Origin of the sequence: Pseudonocardia ailaonensis, assembly GCF_039531635.1 — a bacterium.
Lineage (GTDB): Bacteria > Actinomycetota > Actinomycetes > Mycobacteriales > Pseudonocardiaceae > Pseudonocardia > Pseudonocardia ailaonensis.
Window position 1 is genome coordinate 1 of sequence record NZ_BAAAQK010000027.1, and the last position, 13,281, is coordinate 13,281.

At 71.6% G+C, this 13,281-nt stretch carries 14 protein-coding genes; 5 read left to right on the top strand and 9 right to left on the bottom strand.

Annotated elements, in window-relative coordinates:
• Positions 1-92: 92 nt before the first annotated feature.
• From ABD324_RS31860 to dxr, 5 genes are all read right to left on the bottom strand, one after another.
• A complete protein-coding gene (locus ABD324_RS31860) occupies positions 93-926 on the bottom strand; it encodes a GNAT family N-acetyltransferase (protein ID WP_344425722.1) in 834 nt (277 codons plus the stop codon).
• A gap of 100 nt (positions 927-1,026) precedes the next feature.
• On the bottom strand, positions 1,027-2,169 hold the full coding sequence (gene ispG / locus ABD324_RS31865) for a flavodoxin-dependent (E)-4-hydroxy-3-methylbut-2-enyl-diphosphate synthase (protein WP_344425725.1): 1,143 nt from the start codon (positions 2,167-2,169) through the stop codon (positions 1,027-1,029).
• A gap of 56 nt (positions 2,170-2,225) precedes the next feature.
• Positions 2,226-2,702, bottom strand: coding sequence for a phosphatase domain-containing protein (locus ABD324_RS31870; protein WP_344425994.1), 477 nt, complete (start codon positions 2,700-2,702; stop codon positions 2,226-2,228).
• A gap of 16 nt (positions 2,703-2,718) precedes the next feature.
• Complete coding sequence (locus ABD324_RS31875) at positions 2,719-4,011, bottom strand: M50 family metallopeptidase (protein ID WP_344425728.1); 1,293 nt, start codon at positions 4,009-4,011, stop codon at positions 2,719-2,721.
• Positions 4,008-5,165, bottom strand: coding sequence for a 1-deoxy-D-xylulose-5-phosphate reductoisomerase (dxr, locus tag ABD324_RS31880; RefSeq protein ID WP_344425731.1), 1,158 nt, complete (start codon positions 5,163-5,165; stop codon positions 4,008-4,010). The genes ABD324_RS31875 and dxr overlap by 4 nt, the downstream gene beginning before the upstream one ends.
• An 87-nt stretch (positions 5,166-5,252) precedes the next feature.
• On the opposite strand from dxr, the gene ABD324_RS31885 reads away from it, so the two are divergent.
• Positions 5,253-5,498 carry a DUF2631 domain-containing protein gene (locus tag ABD324_RS31885; protein WP_425565948.1) on the top strand — a complete coding sequence of 82 codons (246 nt, stop codon included), beginning with the start codon at positions 5,253-5,255 and terminating at the stop codon, positions 5,496-5,498.
• Between the two features lie 8 nt (positions 5,499-5,506).
• On the top strand, positions 5,507-6,460 hold the full coding sequence (gene ligD, locus ABD324_RS31890; protein WP_344425737.1) for a non-homologous end-joining DNA ligase: 954 nt from the start codon (positions 5,507-5,509) through the stop codon (positions 6,458-6,460).
• A gap of 29 nt (positions 6,461-6,489) precedes the next feature.
• Here ligD and mug read toward each other — a convergent pair whose 3' ends face one another.
• The 4 genes from mug to ABD324_RS31910 form a co-directional block, all read right to left on the bottom strand.
• Entirely contained in the window at positions 6,490-7,044 is a 555-nt protein-coding gene (mug, locus tag ABD324_RS31895) for a G/U mismatch-specific DNA glycosylase (RefSeq protein ID WP_344425740.1), read from the bottom strand.
• A gap of 247 nt (positions 7,045-7,291) precedes the next feature.
• Positions 7,292-7,729 (bottom strand): MarR family transcriptional regulator, encoded by a 438-nt coding sequence (locus tag ABD324_RS31900; RefSeq protein ID WP_344425743.1) that lies wholly within the window; start codon positions 7,727-7,729, stop codon positions 7,292-7,294.
• A 50-nt stretch (positions 7,730-7,779) separates the two neighbouring features.
• Positions 7,780-8,847 (bottom strand): ATP-dependent DNA ligase, encoded by a 1,068-nt coding sequence (locus ABD324_RS31905; protein WP_344425746.1) that lies wholly within the window; start codon positions 8,845-8,847, stop codon positions 7,780-7,782.
• 70 nt (positions 8,848-8,917) lie between these two features.
• Positions 8,918-9,919, bottom strand: a complete 1,002-nt coding sequence (locus ABD324_RS31910; protein WP_344425748.1) for a LacI family DNA-binding transcriptional regulator — start codon at positions 9,917-9,919, stop codon at positions 8,918-8,920.
• Positions 9,920-10,117: 198 nt separating this feature from the next.
• Between ABD324_RS31910 and ABD324_RS31915 the strand changes: the two genes are divergently transcribed.
• From ABD324_RS31915 to ABD324_RS31925, 3 genes are read left to right on the top strand one after another with little or no spacing between them, the layout of a single operon-like run.
• On the top strand, positions 10,118-11,470 hold the full coding sequence (locus tag ABD324_RS31915; protein ID WP_344425997.1) for an ABC transporter substrate-binding protein: 1,353 nt from the start codon (positions 10,118-10,120) through the stop codon (positions 11,468-11,470).
• Positions 11,467-12,399 carry a carbohydrate ABC transporter permease gene (locus tag ABD324_RS31920; RefSeq protein ID WP_344425751.1) on the top strand — a complete coding sequence of 311 codons (933 nt, stop codon included), beginning with the start codon at positions 11,467-11,469 and terminating at the stop codon, positions 12,397-12,399. Before ABD324_RS31915 ends, ABD324_RS31920 begins: the two co-directional genes overlap by 4 nt.
• Positions 12,396-13,253, top strand: a complete 858-nt coding sequence (locus tag ABD324_RS31925) for a carbohydrate ABC transporter permease (RefSeq protein ID WP_344425754.1) — start codon at positions 12,396-12,398, stop codon at positions 13,251-13,253. The genes ABD324_RS31920 and ABD324_RS31925 overlap by 4 nt, the downstream gene beginning before the upstream one ends.
• Positions 13,254-13,281: the final 28 nt, after the last annotated feature.

Sequence of the window (13,281 nt, forward strand, 5' to 3'; positions counted from 1 at the left end):
CCCGACCCTGCGACACATGTCCTGCGACACGCCCAACGACACATCTCATGAGACTGGACAGTCGCCGGAGCGACCATCGCCACTCACGGGGTTCAGAACAGGACGGTGGCGAAGCTCGCGACCTGTGTGAAGCCGATCCGGTGGTAGGTGGCGCGGGCGGGGGTGTTGAAGCCGTTGACGTACAGGCTCGAGACCCGGCCCATCGCCCCCAGCCGCTCGACGACGGCGGCGGTGCCGATCGAGCCGAGCCCCTCGCCGCGGCGCGAGGGATGGACCCACACGCCCTGGATCTGGCCGACGGCCGCGGACATCGCGCCGATCTCGGCCTTGAACACGACCTCGCCGTTCTCGAACCGGGCGAACGCGCGGCCGCCCGCGATCAGCTCGGCGACCCGCGCGCGGTAGCCCGCCCCGCCGTCGCCGGCCCGGGGGTCGACGCCGACCTCCTCGGTGAACATCGCGATGGCCGCGGGCAGGTAGCGCTCCAGCTCGTCGGGGCGCACCGCGCGGACCCGCGGATCCGGGCGCACCCGGGGCGGCCCCGCGAGCACCATCAGCGGCTGGTCCGCGCGCAGCTCGCGGGCGGGCGCCCACGACGGCGCCAGCTCCTCCCACAGGGGCAGCACGAGCTCGGCCCGCCCGACCAGCGACGAGCAGGAACGGCCGTGGCGGCGCGCGCGGTCGGCGAAGGCGCGGATCGCGGTGCGCTGACCGCGCAGCGGGACGAGGTTGGCGCCGGAGAAGCAGAGCCCCTCGAGCCGCGAACCGGCCGCCCAGATCTCGCCGCCGAGGCGCCACGGATCCAGCCCGGCATGCTCCACCCGCGCGGCCACCATGCAGGCGGCCACGGGGTCGGCGTCGAGGGCCGCTCGGACCCCACCGCGATCCCGATCATCGAGCAACCGAGCACCGGCGACCCTCAGCACCCCTCTACGGTGCCACAACCGGCCCGAACTGCCTACGTCCGGCTCACCGGAACCCCGGACCGCGTTCACGCCGCGTTCACCGCTGCCGTCGACCCGGCACTCAACCGACGGTCACGGAGGGCTCGCCCGACTCCTCCATCGTCTCGGCGATCTTCAGCGCCTCCTCGATGAGGGTCTCCACGATGGCGTGCTCGGGCACGGTCTTCACGACCTCGCCCTTCACGAAGATCTGCCCCTTGCCGTTGCCGGACGCCACGCCGAGATCGGCCTCGCGGGCCTCCCCCGGGCCGTTCACCACGCAGCCCATCACGGCGACGCGCAGGGGCACCTCCATGCCGGTCAGACCGGCCGTGACCTCCTCGGCCAGCTTGTAGACGTCCACCTGCGCCCGCCCGCACGACGGGCAGGACACGATCTCGAGCCGGCGCGGCTTGAGGTTGAGCGACTCGAGGATCTGCCGGCCGACCTTGATCTCGTTGACCGGCGGCGCGGACAGCGACACGCGGATGGTGTCCCCGATGCCCTGCGACAGCAGCGCGCCGAACGCGACGGCGGACTTGATCGTGCCCTGGAACTCCGGGCCGGCCTCGGTGACACCCAGGTGCAGCGGGTAGTCGCACTGCGCGGCGAGGATCTCGTAGGCACGGACCATGACGACCGGGTCGTTGTGCTTGACGGAGATCTTGATGTCGTGGAAGTCGTGCTCGGCGAACAGGCCCGCCTCCCACATCGCCGACTCCGCGAGCGCCTCGGGCGTGGCCTTGCCGTACTTCTCCAGCAGGCGCCGGTCGAGCGAGCCGGCGTTGACGCCGATCCGGATCGGCGTGCCGTGGTCCTTCGCGGCCTGCGCGATCTCCTTGACCTGGTCGTCGAACTTGCGGATGTTGCCGGGGTTCACCCGGACGGCCGCACAGCCCGCCTCGATGGCCGCGAACACGTACTTCGGCTGGAAGTGGATGTCCGCGATGACGGGGATCTGGGCCTTGCGCGCGATCGCGGGCAGCGCGTCCGCGTCGTCCTGGCTCGGGCACGCGACCCGGACGATGTCGCAGCCCGCGGCGGTGAGCTCCGCGATCTGCTGCAGCGTCGAGTTCACGTCCGAGGTCAGGGTGGTGGTCATCGACTGGACGGAGATGGGGTGCTCGCTGCCGACCCCGACGTTCCCGACCATGAGCTGGCGCGTCTGCCGGCGCGGAGCCAGGGTGGGTGCGGGGGCCGACGGCATTCCCAGGGAGACGCTCACGACCCCCAGTATGCGCCTGTCCGGGCCGGAGATCGTTGTGACCCGGGTCGTGTCCCTCAGGTTCGCCCTTTGTTCTCCTGCGCGTCCGCCAGCGTCGACGAGTGCGGCAGCCAGGTGGCCAGCTCGACCGGCCAGCCGTCGTCGTCGAGGACCCGCACCACGGCCGGGTCGTCGTCCAGCACCGAGGCCACGTCCCGGCTGTGGGCGAGCCACCGGAGGACCTCGCGCTTCATCTCGCGGGCCGGGCGGTAGTCGAAGTCGTCCCGCATGTAGAGCGGGCCGGTGGGCAGGCCGTGCTCCGCCAGCCAGTCCTCGGTGAGCGCGCGGTTCCGCTCGGGCCGCCCGGTGAGGTACACGACGTCGAACTCGGCCTGGGCCTTGCGCAGCCGCTCGGCCCCCTCCTCCAGGAGCGGGTCGACGTCCGCGGCGGCGAAGAACCGCTCCCAGCGCTGCGGCCGCGCGCGCAGATGGTGCAGCCGGTGCGTGACGTCCGCCAGCACGCCGTCGATGTCGAAGACGGCGAGAGCTCTCATCACCCGCTCAGTATGCCTACCCCAACTTCACCGGGTTGATGATGTCCGCCACGAAGACCAGGGCGCTCCACCCGATGAACACGATGGCGACGGTCATCGCCACCGGCATGAGCTTGGCCGCGTCGACCGGGCCGGGGTCCGGCCGCCCGCGCAGCATCGCGAAGCGCCGCCGGACGGCCTCCCAGATGGCCGGGAAGATCTGCCCGCCGTCGAGCGGCGGGATGGGCAGCAGGTTGAACAGGAACAGCGAGATGTTCACCAGCGCCAGCAGGCTCAGGAACGCGGAGATCTCCTGGCCGGGCGGGGCGTCGCTGGCGAGGATCTCGCCGCCGATGCGCGAGGCCCCGACGATCCCGACGGGCGAGTCCTGGTCCCGCTCGTGGCCCAGGAAGACCGCGCCGAACAGGTTCGGCACCCGCTGCGGCATCTCGACGAGCTTCTGCCCGACCTGCGACACGATGCCGCCGATCGTCGAGCCCACGGCCCCGATGCCCTGCCGCTGGATCTCCCGGACGGGGGTGAGGCCGAGGAAGCTGCCGTCGACCGTCTTCGAGGGGTCGTCGAGGTCCGGCAGGGTGGTGGTGATCAGCGCCGGGCGCAGGTCGACCTGCTGGTCGCCGCGCTGGACCGTGACGTCGACGGTGCCGGTCGCGGAGCGGATCGCCCGCTGCAGGTCCTCCCACGAGTCGTAGCTGCGGCCGTCGAACCGCGTGATGACGTCGCCGGGCCGGAAGCCCGCGGCGGCGGCCGGGGTGAGCGGCGCACCGGGCGGGCAGGTGGTGGTCTGGGTGGCCGTGGCCGGCAGGACGCACTGGCTCACCGAGGAGACCGTGAACGTGGAGGTCATCTGCCCGAAGCCCATGAGCACGACCGCGAACAGCACGACCGCCAGGATCAGGTTCATGATCGGCCCGGCGGCCATCACGATGATCCGCTTCCACGGCCGGCGGGTCCAGAACTGCCGGTCCGCGTCCTCCGGGCCGACGTCCGCGGCGCTGGCCTGCCGGGCGTCGTCGATCAGGCCCTGGAACGGGCCGGTGCGCCGGCTGCGGCCGTAGAGCTCGCCCTTGGCCGGGGGCAGCATGCCGATCATGCGGATGTAGCCGCCGAGCGGGACGGCCTTGACGCCGAACTCGGTCTCCCCCACCCGTCTCGACCAGACGGTCTTCCCGAACCCGACGAAGAACTCGGGCACCTTGATGCCGAACCACTTCGCCGTGACGAAGTGGCCGAGCTCGTGCCAGGCGACGGACAGCAGGATGCCCAGGAAGAAGACGACGATCCCGACGATCGTCCAGACGACAGTCATGTGAGCTCCCGCGCGTGGGCCCGCGCCCATTCCTCGGCGGCCAGGACGTCCGCCACGGTAGCGGGGTCGCCCGCCCAGCCGTCGGCGGCCGCCAGCACGCGCTCCAGCTCGTCCGTGATGTCCGTGTACCGGATCCGGCCGGCGACGAAGGCCGCCACCAGCTCCTCGTTGGCCGCGTTGAACACCGCGGGCAGGCAGCCTCCGGTCTCCCCCGCGGCGCGCGCGAGCCGCACGCCGGGGAACGCCGCGTGGTCCAGCGGCTCGAAGGTCCAGCTCTGCGGGGCGTCCCAGGTGTTCGGCACCGTGGCGCCGGGCACCCGCTCCGGCCAGCCCAGCGCCAGCGCGATCGGCAGCTTCATGTCCGGCGGGCTGGCCTGCGCGATCGTCGCCCCGTCGGCGAACGTCACCATGGAGTGCACGATCGACTGCGGGTGCACCACGACGTCGATCCGCTCGTAGGGGACGTCGAAGAGCAGATGCGCCTCGATCAGCTCCAGCCCCTTGTTGACGAGCGTGGCGGAGTTGATCGTGACGACCGGGCCCATGTCCCAGGTCGGGTGCTTCAGCGCGTCCTCGACGGACACGTGCTCCAGGTCTGAGCGGGGCCGGCCGCGGAAGGGGCCGCCACTCGCCGTCAGGACCAGGCGGGCGACCTCGTCGCGGGTGCCGCCGCGCAGGCACTGGGCCAGGGCCGAGTGCTCGGAGTCCACGGGGACGAGCTGCCCGGGCTTCGCCGCCCGGGTGACGAGGGGGCCGCCGGCGACCAGCGACTCCTTGTTCGCGAGCGCGAGGGTGGCCCCGGACTCCAGCGCGGCGAGGGTCGGGCCGAGGCCACGCGATCCGGTGATCCCGTTGAGCACGACGTCCGCCGGGGTGGACCGGACCAGCTCGGCCGCCGCGTCCGGCCCGTCGAGCACCTCGAGGCCGGGCACCGCCTCCCGCAGGGCGGCGGCCGAACCGGGGTCCGCCACGGCGACCCGCCGCACCCCGGTGGCCTCGACCTGGGCGGCGAGCAGCGCGACGTCCCCGCCGCCGGCGGCGAGCCCGGCCACGGTGAAGCGGCCGCCCGCCTGCTCGACCACCTCGAGGGCCTGCGTGCCGATGGAGCCGGTCGAGCCCAGGACCAGCACCGACCGCGGTGTGTACGCGTTCATCACCGTCCATCATCCCCGCCCCCGTGTTGTGCGAGGATGTGGCCCGCACGCACGATCCCCCCGGGGGCTCGGACACAGGAGGAACGCATGGCAGGCCGCGAGCTGGCGAAGGTCGACCCCGCGGACGAGCCGTCGGCCGAGTGGGGCTGGCACGGCACCTTCCCGAAGGCCACCTCGGCGGCCGGTGTGTTCGTCGCGATCGCCCTGTGCCTGATCCTGATCGGCCACCACGCGAGCACCACCGAGATCCTCTACGCCGTGATCCCCGCCGTGGTCATCCTGGCCGGTGTGGTGTGGGGGAACATCCGCAAGCGCAACGACTGGCGCCGCTGAGGCCCCTGATGGCCGACGCCGTCGAGCTGGAGGTCGGGGACCGTGTGGTCCGCCTCTCCAGTCCTGATCGCGTCTACTTCGCCGCGCGCGGGGAGACCAAGCTCGATCTCGCGCGGTACTACCTGGCCGTCTCGGACGGCATCGTCCGCGCACTGCGGGACCGGCCGTGCATGCTGCACCGCTTCCCCAAGGGCACCGACGGCGAGAAGGTCCACCAGAAGCGTCTCCCCCGCGGGGCCCCGGACTGGGTGCAGACCGTGCGCGTGCACTTCCCGCGCTACAACCGGCACGCGGACGAGCTGGCCGTCGCCCATCCCGCGGACGTGATCTGGGCCGTCCAGATGTCGACGGTCGAGTTCCACCCCTGGAACTCCCGCAAGGCGGACACCGAGGCCCCGGACGAGTGGCGCATCGACCTCGACCCGATGCCCGACGCGTCCTACACGGACGTCCGTCGGGTCGCGGGCGTGGTGCACGAGGTGCTCGACGAGCTGGGCGCCACCGGCTTCCCGAAGACCTCCGGGGGCAAGGGCCTGCACGTCTACGTGCGGATCCCGCCCGAACACGGGTTCGCCGACGTCCGCCGCGCCGCCCACGCCTTCGCCCGGGAGGTCGAGCGCCGCTGCCCGGTCGTGGACCTGAACTGGTGGCGCAAGGACCGGGACCCGAAGTCGATCTTCGTGGACTACAACCAGAACGCCCGCGACCACACCATCGCGAGCGCCTACTCGGTCCGCGGCACCCCCGAGGCCCGCGTCTCGACGCCGATCCGCTGGGACGAGATCGACTCCGCCGACCCCGGCGACTTCACCATCGCCACGGTCCCCGCCCGCTACGCCGAGCTCGGCGACCTCCACGCGGACATCGACGACACGATCTTCGCCATCACCCCGCTCCTGGAGTGGGCGGACCGCGACGCCCGCGACGAGGGCACGGAGATCCCCGACCTCGACGACCTGTGAGTGCGTCGCCCCCCCGGACGTGGTGGCCGTCAGAAGGCGGCGGCGCGCAGCCGGGCGAACTCGGTGACCATCCTCTCGCGGGACCAGTGGGCGTTGAGCCCGCTCGGGTTGGGCAGGACCCAGATCCGGGTGGCGCCGATCGTCGGCTCCTGGGCGCCGACCGTCGCGCCCCTGTCGTCGAACACCGTGCGATAGGCGCCGATCCCGACGACCGCGAGCCAGCCGGGCGAGAACTGCTCCACCAGGGCCCGCAGGACCGTCCCGCCCTCGACGAGCTCGGCGTCCGTCAGCTCGTCGGCGCGGGCCGTGGGGCGGGAGGCCATGTTCGTGATCCCGAGGCCCCAGGCCGGCAGCTCCCCCTGCTCGGCCGGGCGCAGCAGGCGCGGGGTGAACCCGGAGTCGTGCAGGACCGGCCAGAAGCGGTTGCCGGGGCGGGCGAAGTGGTGCCCGGTCGCCGCCGAGACGAGCCCGGGGTTGATGCCGCAGAACAGCACGCGCAGGCGGGGATCGGCGGGCCCGGGGAGGACGTCGGGCAGCGGGCGCGCGCGGGCCGCCTCCAGCTCGTCGGCGGTCGGCAGGGCCACGGGCGCATCATGCCGCCCCGCCGATCACCGCGCCCGCCGAACCTCCCGCACGGACGGGCGACCCCCGCCACCGGACGAGCGAGCGACCCTTCGCCCAGCACTGAGCGAGCGGCACTCTCGCTCAGTAGGTGTGAGCGAAAGTGCCGTTCGCTCGTCCCGATCGCCGGCGGCCGTCGGGCGCGGCGGAGTGCGGCGAGCGGCACCGTCGCTCAGTAGGTGTGAGCGAGGGTGCCGTTCGCTCCTCTCGTCAGCTCAGGTTGCGGGCCATGCGTTGGAGGACCGCGAGGGTGGTGCGGTAGTCCCGTTCGTCGACGCCCTCGGCGATCCGCGCCCGGGAGTCCCGCACCGCGACGATCAGGCGGCCCCTCGCCGCGGAACCCGTGGGCGTCAGCGTCAGGCGGCCCTCGACCTCTTGCGTCCAGTGCATCGAGCGCAGCTGGTCGAGGACGACACGCAGGGCCGGGCCGGTGCCGCGGAAGGGGGCGAGGGCCTCGTCGACGGCCTCGGCGCTGTCGGCGCCGCCCGCGATCGCGTTGAGCGCCTGCCAGTGCCGGCGGCCGATGCCCTCGCCGGCCAGGACGCGGTCCAGCGAGGACTCGATCAGCCCGTCGACGTGTTTGAGCCACCACCCGATGGGCTTGTCGCCCGAGTGGTCGCAGGTCGGCCCGTGCACATGGGGAGCCACGGATCAAGGATGCCCGAACTCCGGCCCCTCGACCAGCGACGACGGCCGGGCTATCGGCTCGCGAGGACCTCGGCCAGCTCGAACGAGACGGGCCGCTCCAGCTGCTCGTAGGTGCACGACTCCGGGGTGCGGTCGGGGCGCCAGCGCACGAACTGCGCGGTGTGCCGGAAGCGCACGCCCTCCATGTAGTCGTAGCGGACCTCGACGACCCGCTCCGGGCGGAGCGGGACGAACGAGAGGTCCTTGCCGTTGTTCCAGCGGCTGCCCTCGTTCTTGCGCGGTGTCCGCTCCCCCACCATGTGCGCGCCCCAGTTCCAGGGATGCCCCTCGAACTCGGTGACCAGCGGCTGGAACTCCTCGAACAGCTCCTTGCGCCTCGCCATGGGGAAGGCCCCGATGACGCCGACGGACGCGAGCACGCCCCGCTCGTCGTGCAGCCCGAGCAGGAGCGAGCCGATCAGGTCGGGGCCGGACTTGTGCACGCGGTACCCGGCGACCACGCAGTCGCAGGTGCGCTCGTGCTTGATCTTGGCCATGACGCGCTTGTCCGGCTGGTAGGTCTGGTCCGGCTTCTTCGCGATCAGCCCGTCGAGCCCGGCGCCCTCGAACTGCTCGAACCAGCGCCGCGCCTCGTCGGTGTCGCGGGTGAGCGGGGTGAGGTGGATGGGCGCCTTCGCGTGCGCGAGGGCCTCCTCCAGCCTCGCCCGGCGGACCTCGAAGGGCTCGCCGGTGAGGTCCTCGTCGCCGAGGGCGAGCAGGTCGAAGGCGACGAAGCTGGCCGGCGTCTGCTCCGCGAGGAGCTTCACGCGGCTGGCGGCGGGGTGGATGCGCTGCTGGAGGGCCTCGAAGTCGAGGGTGTTGCGCCCGGTGTCGGCGACGATCACCTCGCCGTCGATCACGGCGCGTTCGGGGAAGTTGGCCAGGACGGCCTCGACGACCTCGGGGAAGTACCGGGTCATCGGCTTCTCGTTGCGGCTGCCGATCTCGACCTCCGCCCCGTCGCGGAAGATGATCGAACGGAAGCCGTCCCACTTCGGCTCGTAGAGCTGCCCGGCCGGGATGTCCTTCACCGGCTTGGCCAGCATGGGGGGCACGGGCGGCATCACGGGCAGGTCCACGCCGCACAGTCTGCCGCGCAGGTCAACCGGGGTCGTGGGTGGTCGTGCCCGCAGCAGGGGTGAACGGCGCTCACGAAGCCTCGCAGCCGCAGGACTCGCGGTGGACGAACCTCGGCGACAACCGCGTCGTCACGGGGGCCGCGGAAGGATCCGCCATCCGCCGGAGGAGGAGCCGGACGGCCTCCCGCCCGATCTCCGCGAACGGCTGCGCCACCACGGTGAGCCGGGGATGGAAGAGGTCCGCCCACGGGAAGTCGTCGAAGGCGGCCAGGGCCATGTCCCGGGGCACCTCGACGCCCGCCTCGCGGAAGGCCTGCATCGCGCCGATCGTCATCGAGTTGTTCGCGGTGATCACGGCGGTGGGCGGGTGCGCGGCGGCGAGGAGGGCGTGGACGGCGACCCGCGCGGGCTCCTCGGCCGAGTGGCCGTCGACGAGCAGGCCGGGCGCCGCGGCCAGGCCCGCCCGCTGCAGGCCGAGCCGGTAGCCCTCGACGCGCTCGATCGTCGTCCGCAGGCCGGCCTGGCCGGCGACCAGGGCGATCCGCTCGTGACCGGTCCCGGCGAGGTGGGCGACCAGGCCGGCGACGGCCTCGACGTTCTCGGTGCCGACCTGGTCGCGGGCGGGGTCGATGAGGCGGTCGACAAGCACCGTCGGGACCCCGCGTGCGGCGAGGAAGTCCAGGGTGGGGCCGGGCGAGGCGGAGGGGGCGAAAAGCACGCCGTCGACGCGGCGGCCGTGCAGCCGGCGCAGGACCGTGGCCTCGTACTCGGGGTCCTCGTGGGGGTCGGCGACCAGGAGCGTGTAGCCCTGGCGGGCCGCCTCGGCCTCGACGGCGGCGAGCAGCTCCCCCAGGAACGGGTTGGAGATCGCGGAGAGGGCGAGGCCGATCGTGGTGGTGCGGGCGGTGGCGAGGGACTGCGCGACGGTGTTGGGCGTGTAGTCCGCGGCACGCACCGCGTCGAGCACGATCGCGCGGGTCTCGGGCCGGACGGCGCGGGTGCCGTTGAGGACGTGGGACACCGTCGCGATGGACACGCCCGCGAGCCGAGCCACCTCGGCCATCGTCGCCATGAGGTCGGATCATAACGCGTAAGCGGTTGCGTAAGCGCTTAACTTGGCCTTACCGTACAGAACGTCGTGACATGGAACACGTCCGTAGCGGGAACTTCCTCCCGAAGTCCCGTTCGAGAGCTTCGACAGGAGGGCATCGTGGCCCCACCCGAAGGCAGGAGACCGGACCGACCACCCCGGAGGAGGCTCGCCCGCTCGATCCCCCTGGCCCTGGTGGCCGCGCTCGCGCTCGCGCTGTCCGGCTGCGCGGGGGCCGGGGCCCTCGGCGGTGGGGGCGACGGGCAGACGATCACCATCGCGATCGTCTCCAACCCCCAGATGCAGGACGCCATCGCGCTGTCCCCGCAGTTCGAGAAGGACAACCCCGGGATCCGGCTGAAGTTCGTCAGCCTTTCGGAGAACGAGGCCCGCGCGAAGATCACCGCGTCGGTGGCCACCGGCGGCGGCGAGTTCGACGCCGTGATGATCTCCAACTACGAGACGCCGCAGTGGGCGGCCAACGGCTGGCTCGTCGACCTCGATCCGCTGATGGCGAAGACCCCCGGCTACGACGAGAACGACTTCATCCCCGCCGTCCGCCAGGCGCTGTCCGGGCCGGACGGGCACATGTACGCGGTGCCGTTCTACGGCGAGTCGTCCTTCCTGATGTACCGCAAGGACCTCTTCGCGCAGGCCGGGATCACGATGCCCGCCCAGCCGACCTGGCAGCAGGTCGCCGACGCCGCGGCGAGGCTGAACGACCCCGACAAGGGGATGGCCGGGATCTGCCTGCGCGGCAAGCCCGGATGGGGCGAGGTCATGGCGCCGTTCGACACGGTCGCCAACACGTTCGGCGCCCGCTGGTACGACCCGCAGTGGAACGCCCAGCTCACCTCGCCGCAGTTCCGGCAGGCCGCGAACTTCTACGTGGACCTGGTGCGCAACTACGGCCAGCCCGGCGCCGCGACCGGCGGGTTCTCGGAGTGCGGCACGCAGTTCAGCCAGGGCAACGCGGCGATGTGGTACGACGCGACCGTCGCCGCCGGCATCGTCGAGAACCCCAAGGAGAGCAAGGTCGCCGGCAACGTCGGGTACGCCCCGGCGCCGGTCGTGCAGAAGCCGGACTCGGGCTGGCTCTACACCTGGTCGCTCGCGATCCCGAAGACCACCGAGGAGGCCGGGAAGGTCGACGCCACCTGGAAGTTCCTGTCCTGGATGACGTCGAAGGACTACGGCCCGACCGTGGGCGCGCAGCTCGGCTGGGAGCACGTCCCGCCCGGTGCGCGGCAGTCGACCTACCGGATCCCGCAGTACGTCGAGGCCTCGAAGGCCTACGCGCAGCAGACGCTCGACGCGATCGCCAAGGCCGACCAGCGCAAGCCGACGGTCCAACCGGTGCCCTACACCGGCGTCCAGTTCCTCGCGATCCCCGAGTTCCAGGACCTGGGGACGCGGGTCAGCCAGCAGCTCTCGGCGGCGATCGCCGGGCAGCAGACCACGGACGAGGCGCTCGACCAGGCCCAGGTCTACGCCGAGACGGTCGGCGAGTCCTACCAGAGGGAGGGGCGATGACGACCACGCTCGAGAGGCCGACCGAGATCGTCCCCCGCCAACCCGGGAACTCCGGGCGGGAGGGCTGGATCCGCCGCGCGCCGCTGCTGCCCGCGCTGGTCTTCACGATCATCGTCACGCAGCTGCCGTTCCTGTTCACCCTCTACTACTCGACCCAGTCCTGGAACCTGGTGCGGCCCGGCTCGCGGCAGTTCGTCGGGCTCGAGAACTACGCCCGGGTGTTCACGGACAGCGCCTTCCGCGGCGTCGCCCTCAACACGGTGCTGCTCACCCTGGGTGCCGTGCTCATCGCGATGGTCCTGGGCCTGCTGTTCGCGCTGCTGCTGGACCGGAGCTTCTTCGGCCGCGGCTTCATCCGCACGCTGCTGATCACGCCGTTCCTCATCACGCCGGTCGCGGCTGCGCTGCTGTGGAAGACGGTCCTGTTCGACCCGACCTACGGCCTGCTCAACTTCGTGCTCTCGCCCTTCGGCGTGGGCCGGACCGACTGGATCTCGTCCTTCCCGCTGACCTCGGTGATGATCGCCCTGGTCTGGCAGTGGACGCCGTTCATGATGCTGCTCATCCTCGCCGGCCTGCAGTCCCAGCCGCACGACGTGCTGGAGGCGGCCCGGATGGACGGCGCGACCGGGTGGGGCGTGTTCCGTGAGGTGACGCTCCCGCACCTGCGCCGCTTCATCGAGCTCGGCATCGTGCTCGGCGCGATCTACCTGGTCAACACGTTCGACGCGATCTACATGATGACGCAGGGCGGCCCGGGCACCGCCAGCGCGAACCTGCCCTTCTACATCTACCAGCGCGCCTTCCTCGGCTTCGACATCGGACAGTCGGCGGCCATGGGCGTCGTGGTGGTGGTCGCGACGATCATCGTCTCGACCTTCGCCCTGCGGCTGATCTTCAAGAGCTTCTCGGGAGGGGAGGACGTATGACCGCGACGCTGGACCGTCCCACTGATCTCGCGCCCGCGAAGAAGTCGAAGGTCGGCTCGACCCTGCTGGCCGTGCTGGCCTGGATCGTCGGCATCGGGTTCTTCTTCCCGATCCTCTGGATGGTCCTCACCGCCTTCAAGCAGGAGGCGGACGCCTACACGAGCCCGCCGAAGATCGTCTTCTCCCCGACCCTGGACCAGTTCAAGGAGGTGTTCAACGCCGGCGTCGGCCCGTACCTGCTGAACTCGGTGTTCGCGACGGTCGTCTCGACGATCTTCGTGCTGCTGCTGGCCACGCCCGCCGCCTTCGCGGTGTCGCTGCGGCCGGTGAAGAAGGTGCAGGACGTCCTGTTCTTCTTCATCTCGACCAAGATGCTGCCGGTCGTGGCGGCCATCGTGCCCATCTACGTCGTCGTCAACAACATCGGGATGCTCGACAACATCTGGACGTTGATCATCCTCTACACGGCGATGAACCTGCCCATCGCGGTGTGGATGATGCGCTCCTTCTTCCAGGAGGTGCCGAAGGAGCTCCTGGAGGCGGCCTCGATGGACGGGGCGTCGCTGTGGCGCTCGCTGCGCGAGGTCGTGCTGCCGGTCATCTCCCCCGGCATGGCGGCCACGGCGCTGATCTGCGTGATCTTCGCGTGGAACGAGTTCTTCTTCGCCGTCAACCTCACCGCGGCACAGGCCGCCACGGTGCCGGTGTTCCTCGTCGGGTTCATCACCTCCGAGGGGCTGTACTTCGCCAAGCTCTGCGCGGCCGCGACCATGGCCGCCCTGCCCGTCGTCATCGCCGGGTGGATCGCCCAGAACAAGCTCGTCCAGGGCCTCTCCTTCGGAGCCGTGAAGTGAATCGGGCCTGTCACGTGAAGGAGGACCG

Coding starts and splice junctions, on each gene's coding strand:
- ABD324_RS31870 (WP_344425994.1), bottom strand. CDS start 2,702: ATGAGAGCTCTCGCCGTCTTCGACATCGACGGCGTGCTGGCGGACGTC.
- ABD324_RS31875 (WP_344425728.1), bottom strand. CDS start 4,011: ATGACTGTCGTCTGGACGATCGTCGGGATCGTCGTCTTCTTCCTGGGC.
- dxr (WP_344425731.1), bottom strand. CDS start 5,165: ATGAACGCGTACACACCGCGGTCGGTGCTGGTCCTGGGCTCGACCGGC.
- ABD324_RS31885 (WP_425565948.1), top strand. CDS start 5,253: ATGGCAGGCCGCGAGCTGGCGAAGGTCGACCCCGCGGACGAGCCGTCG.
- ligD (WP_344425737.1), top strand. CDS start 5,507: ATGGCCGACGCCGTCGAGCTGGAGGTCGGGGACCGTGTGGTCCGCCTC.
- ABD324_RS31910 (WP_344425748.1), bottom strand. CDS start 9,919: ATGGCGACGATGGCCGAGGTGGCTCGGCTCGCGGGCGTGTCCATCGCG.
- ABD324_RS31920 (WP_344425751.1), top strand. CDS start 11,467: ATGACGACCACGCTCGAGAGGCCGACCGAGATCGTCCCCCGCCAACCC.
- ABD324_RS31925 (WP_344425754.1), top strand. CDS start 12,396: ATGACCGCGACGCTGGACCGTCCCACTGATCTCGCGCCCGCGAAGAAG.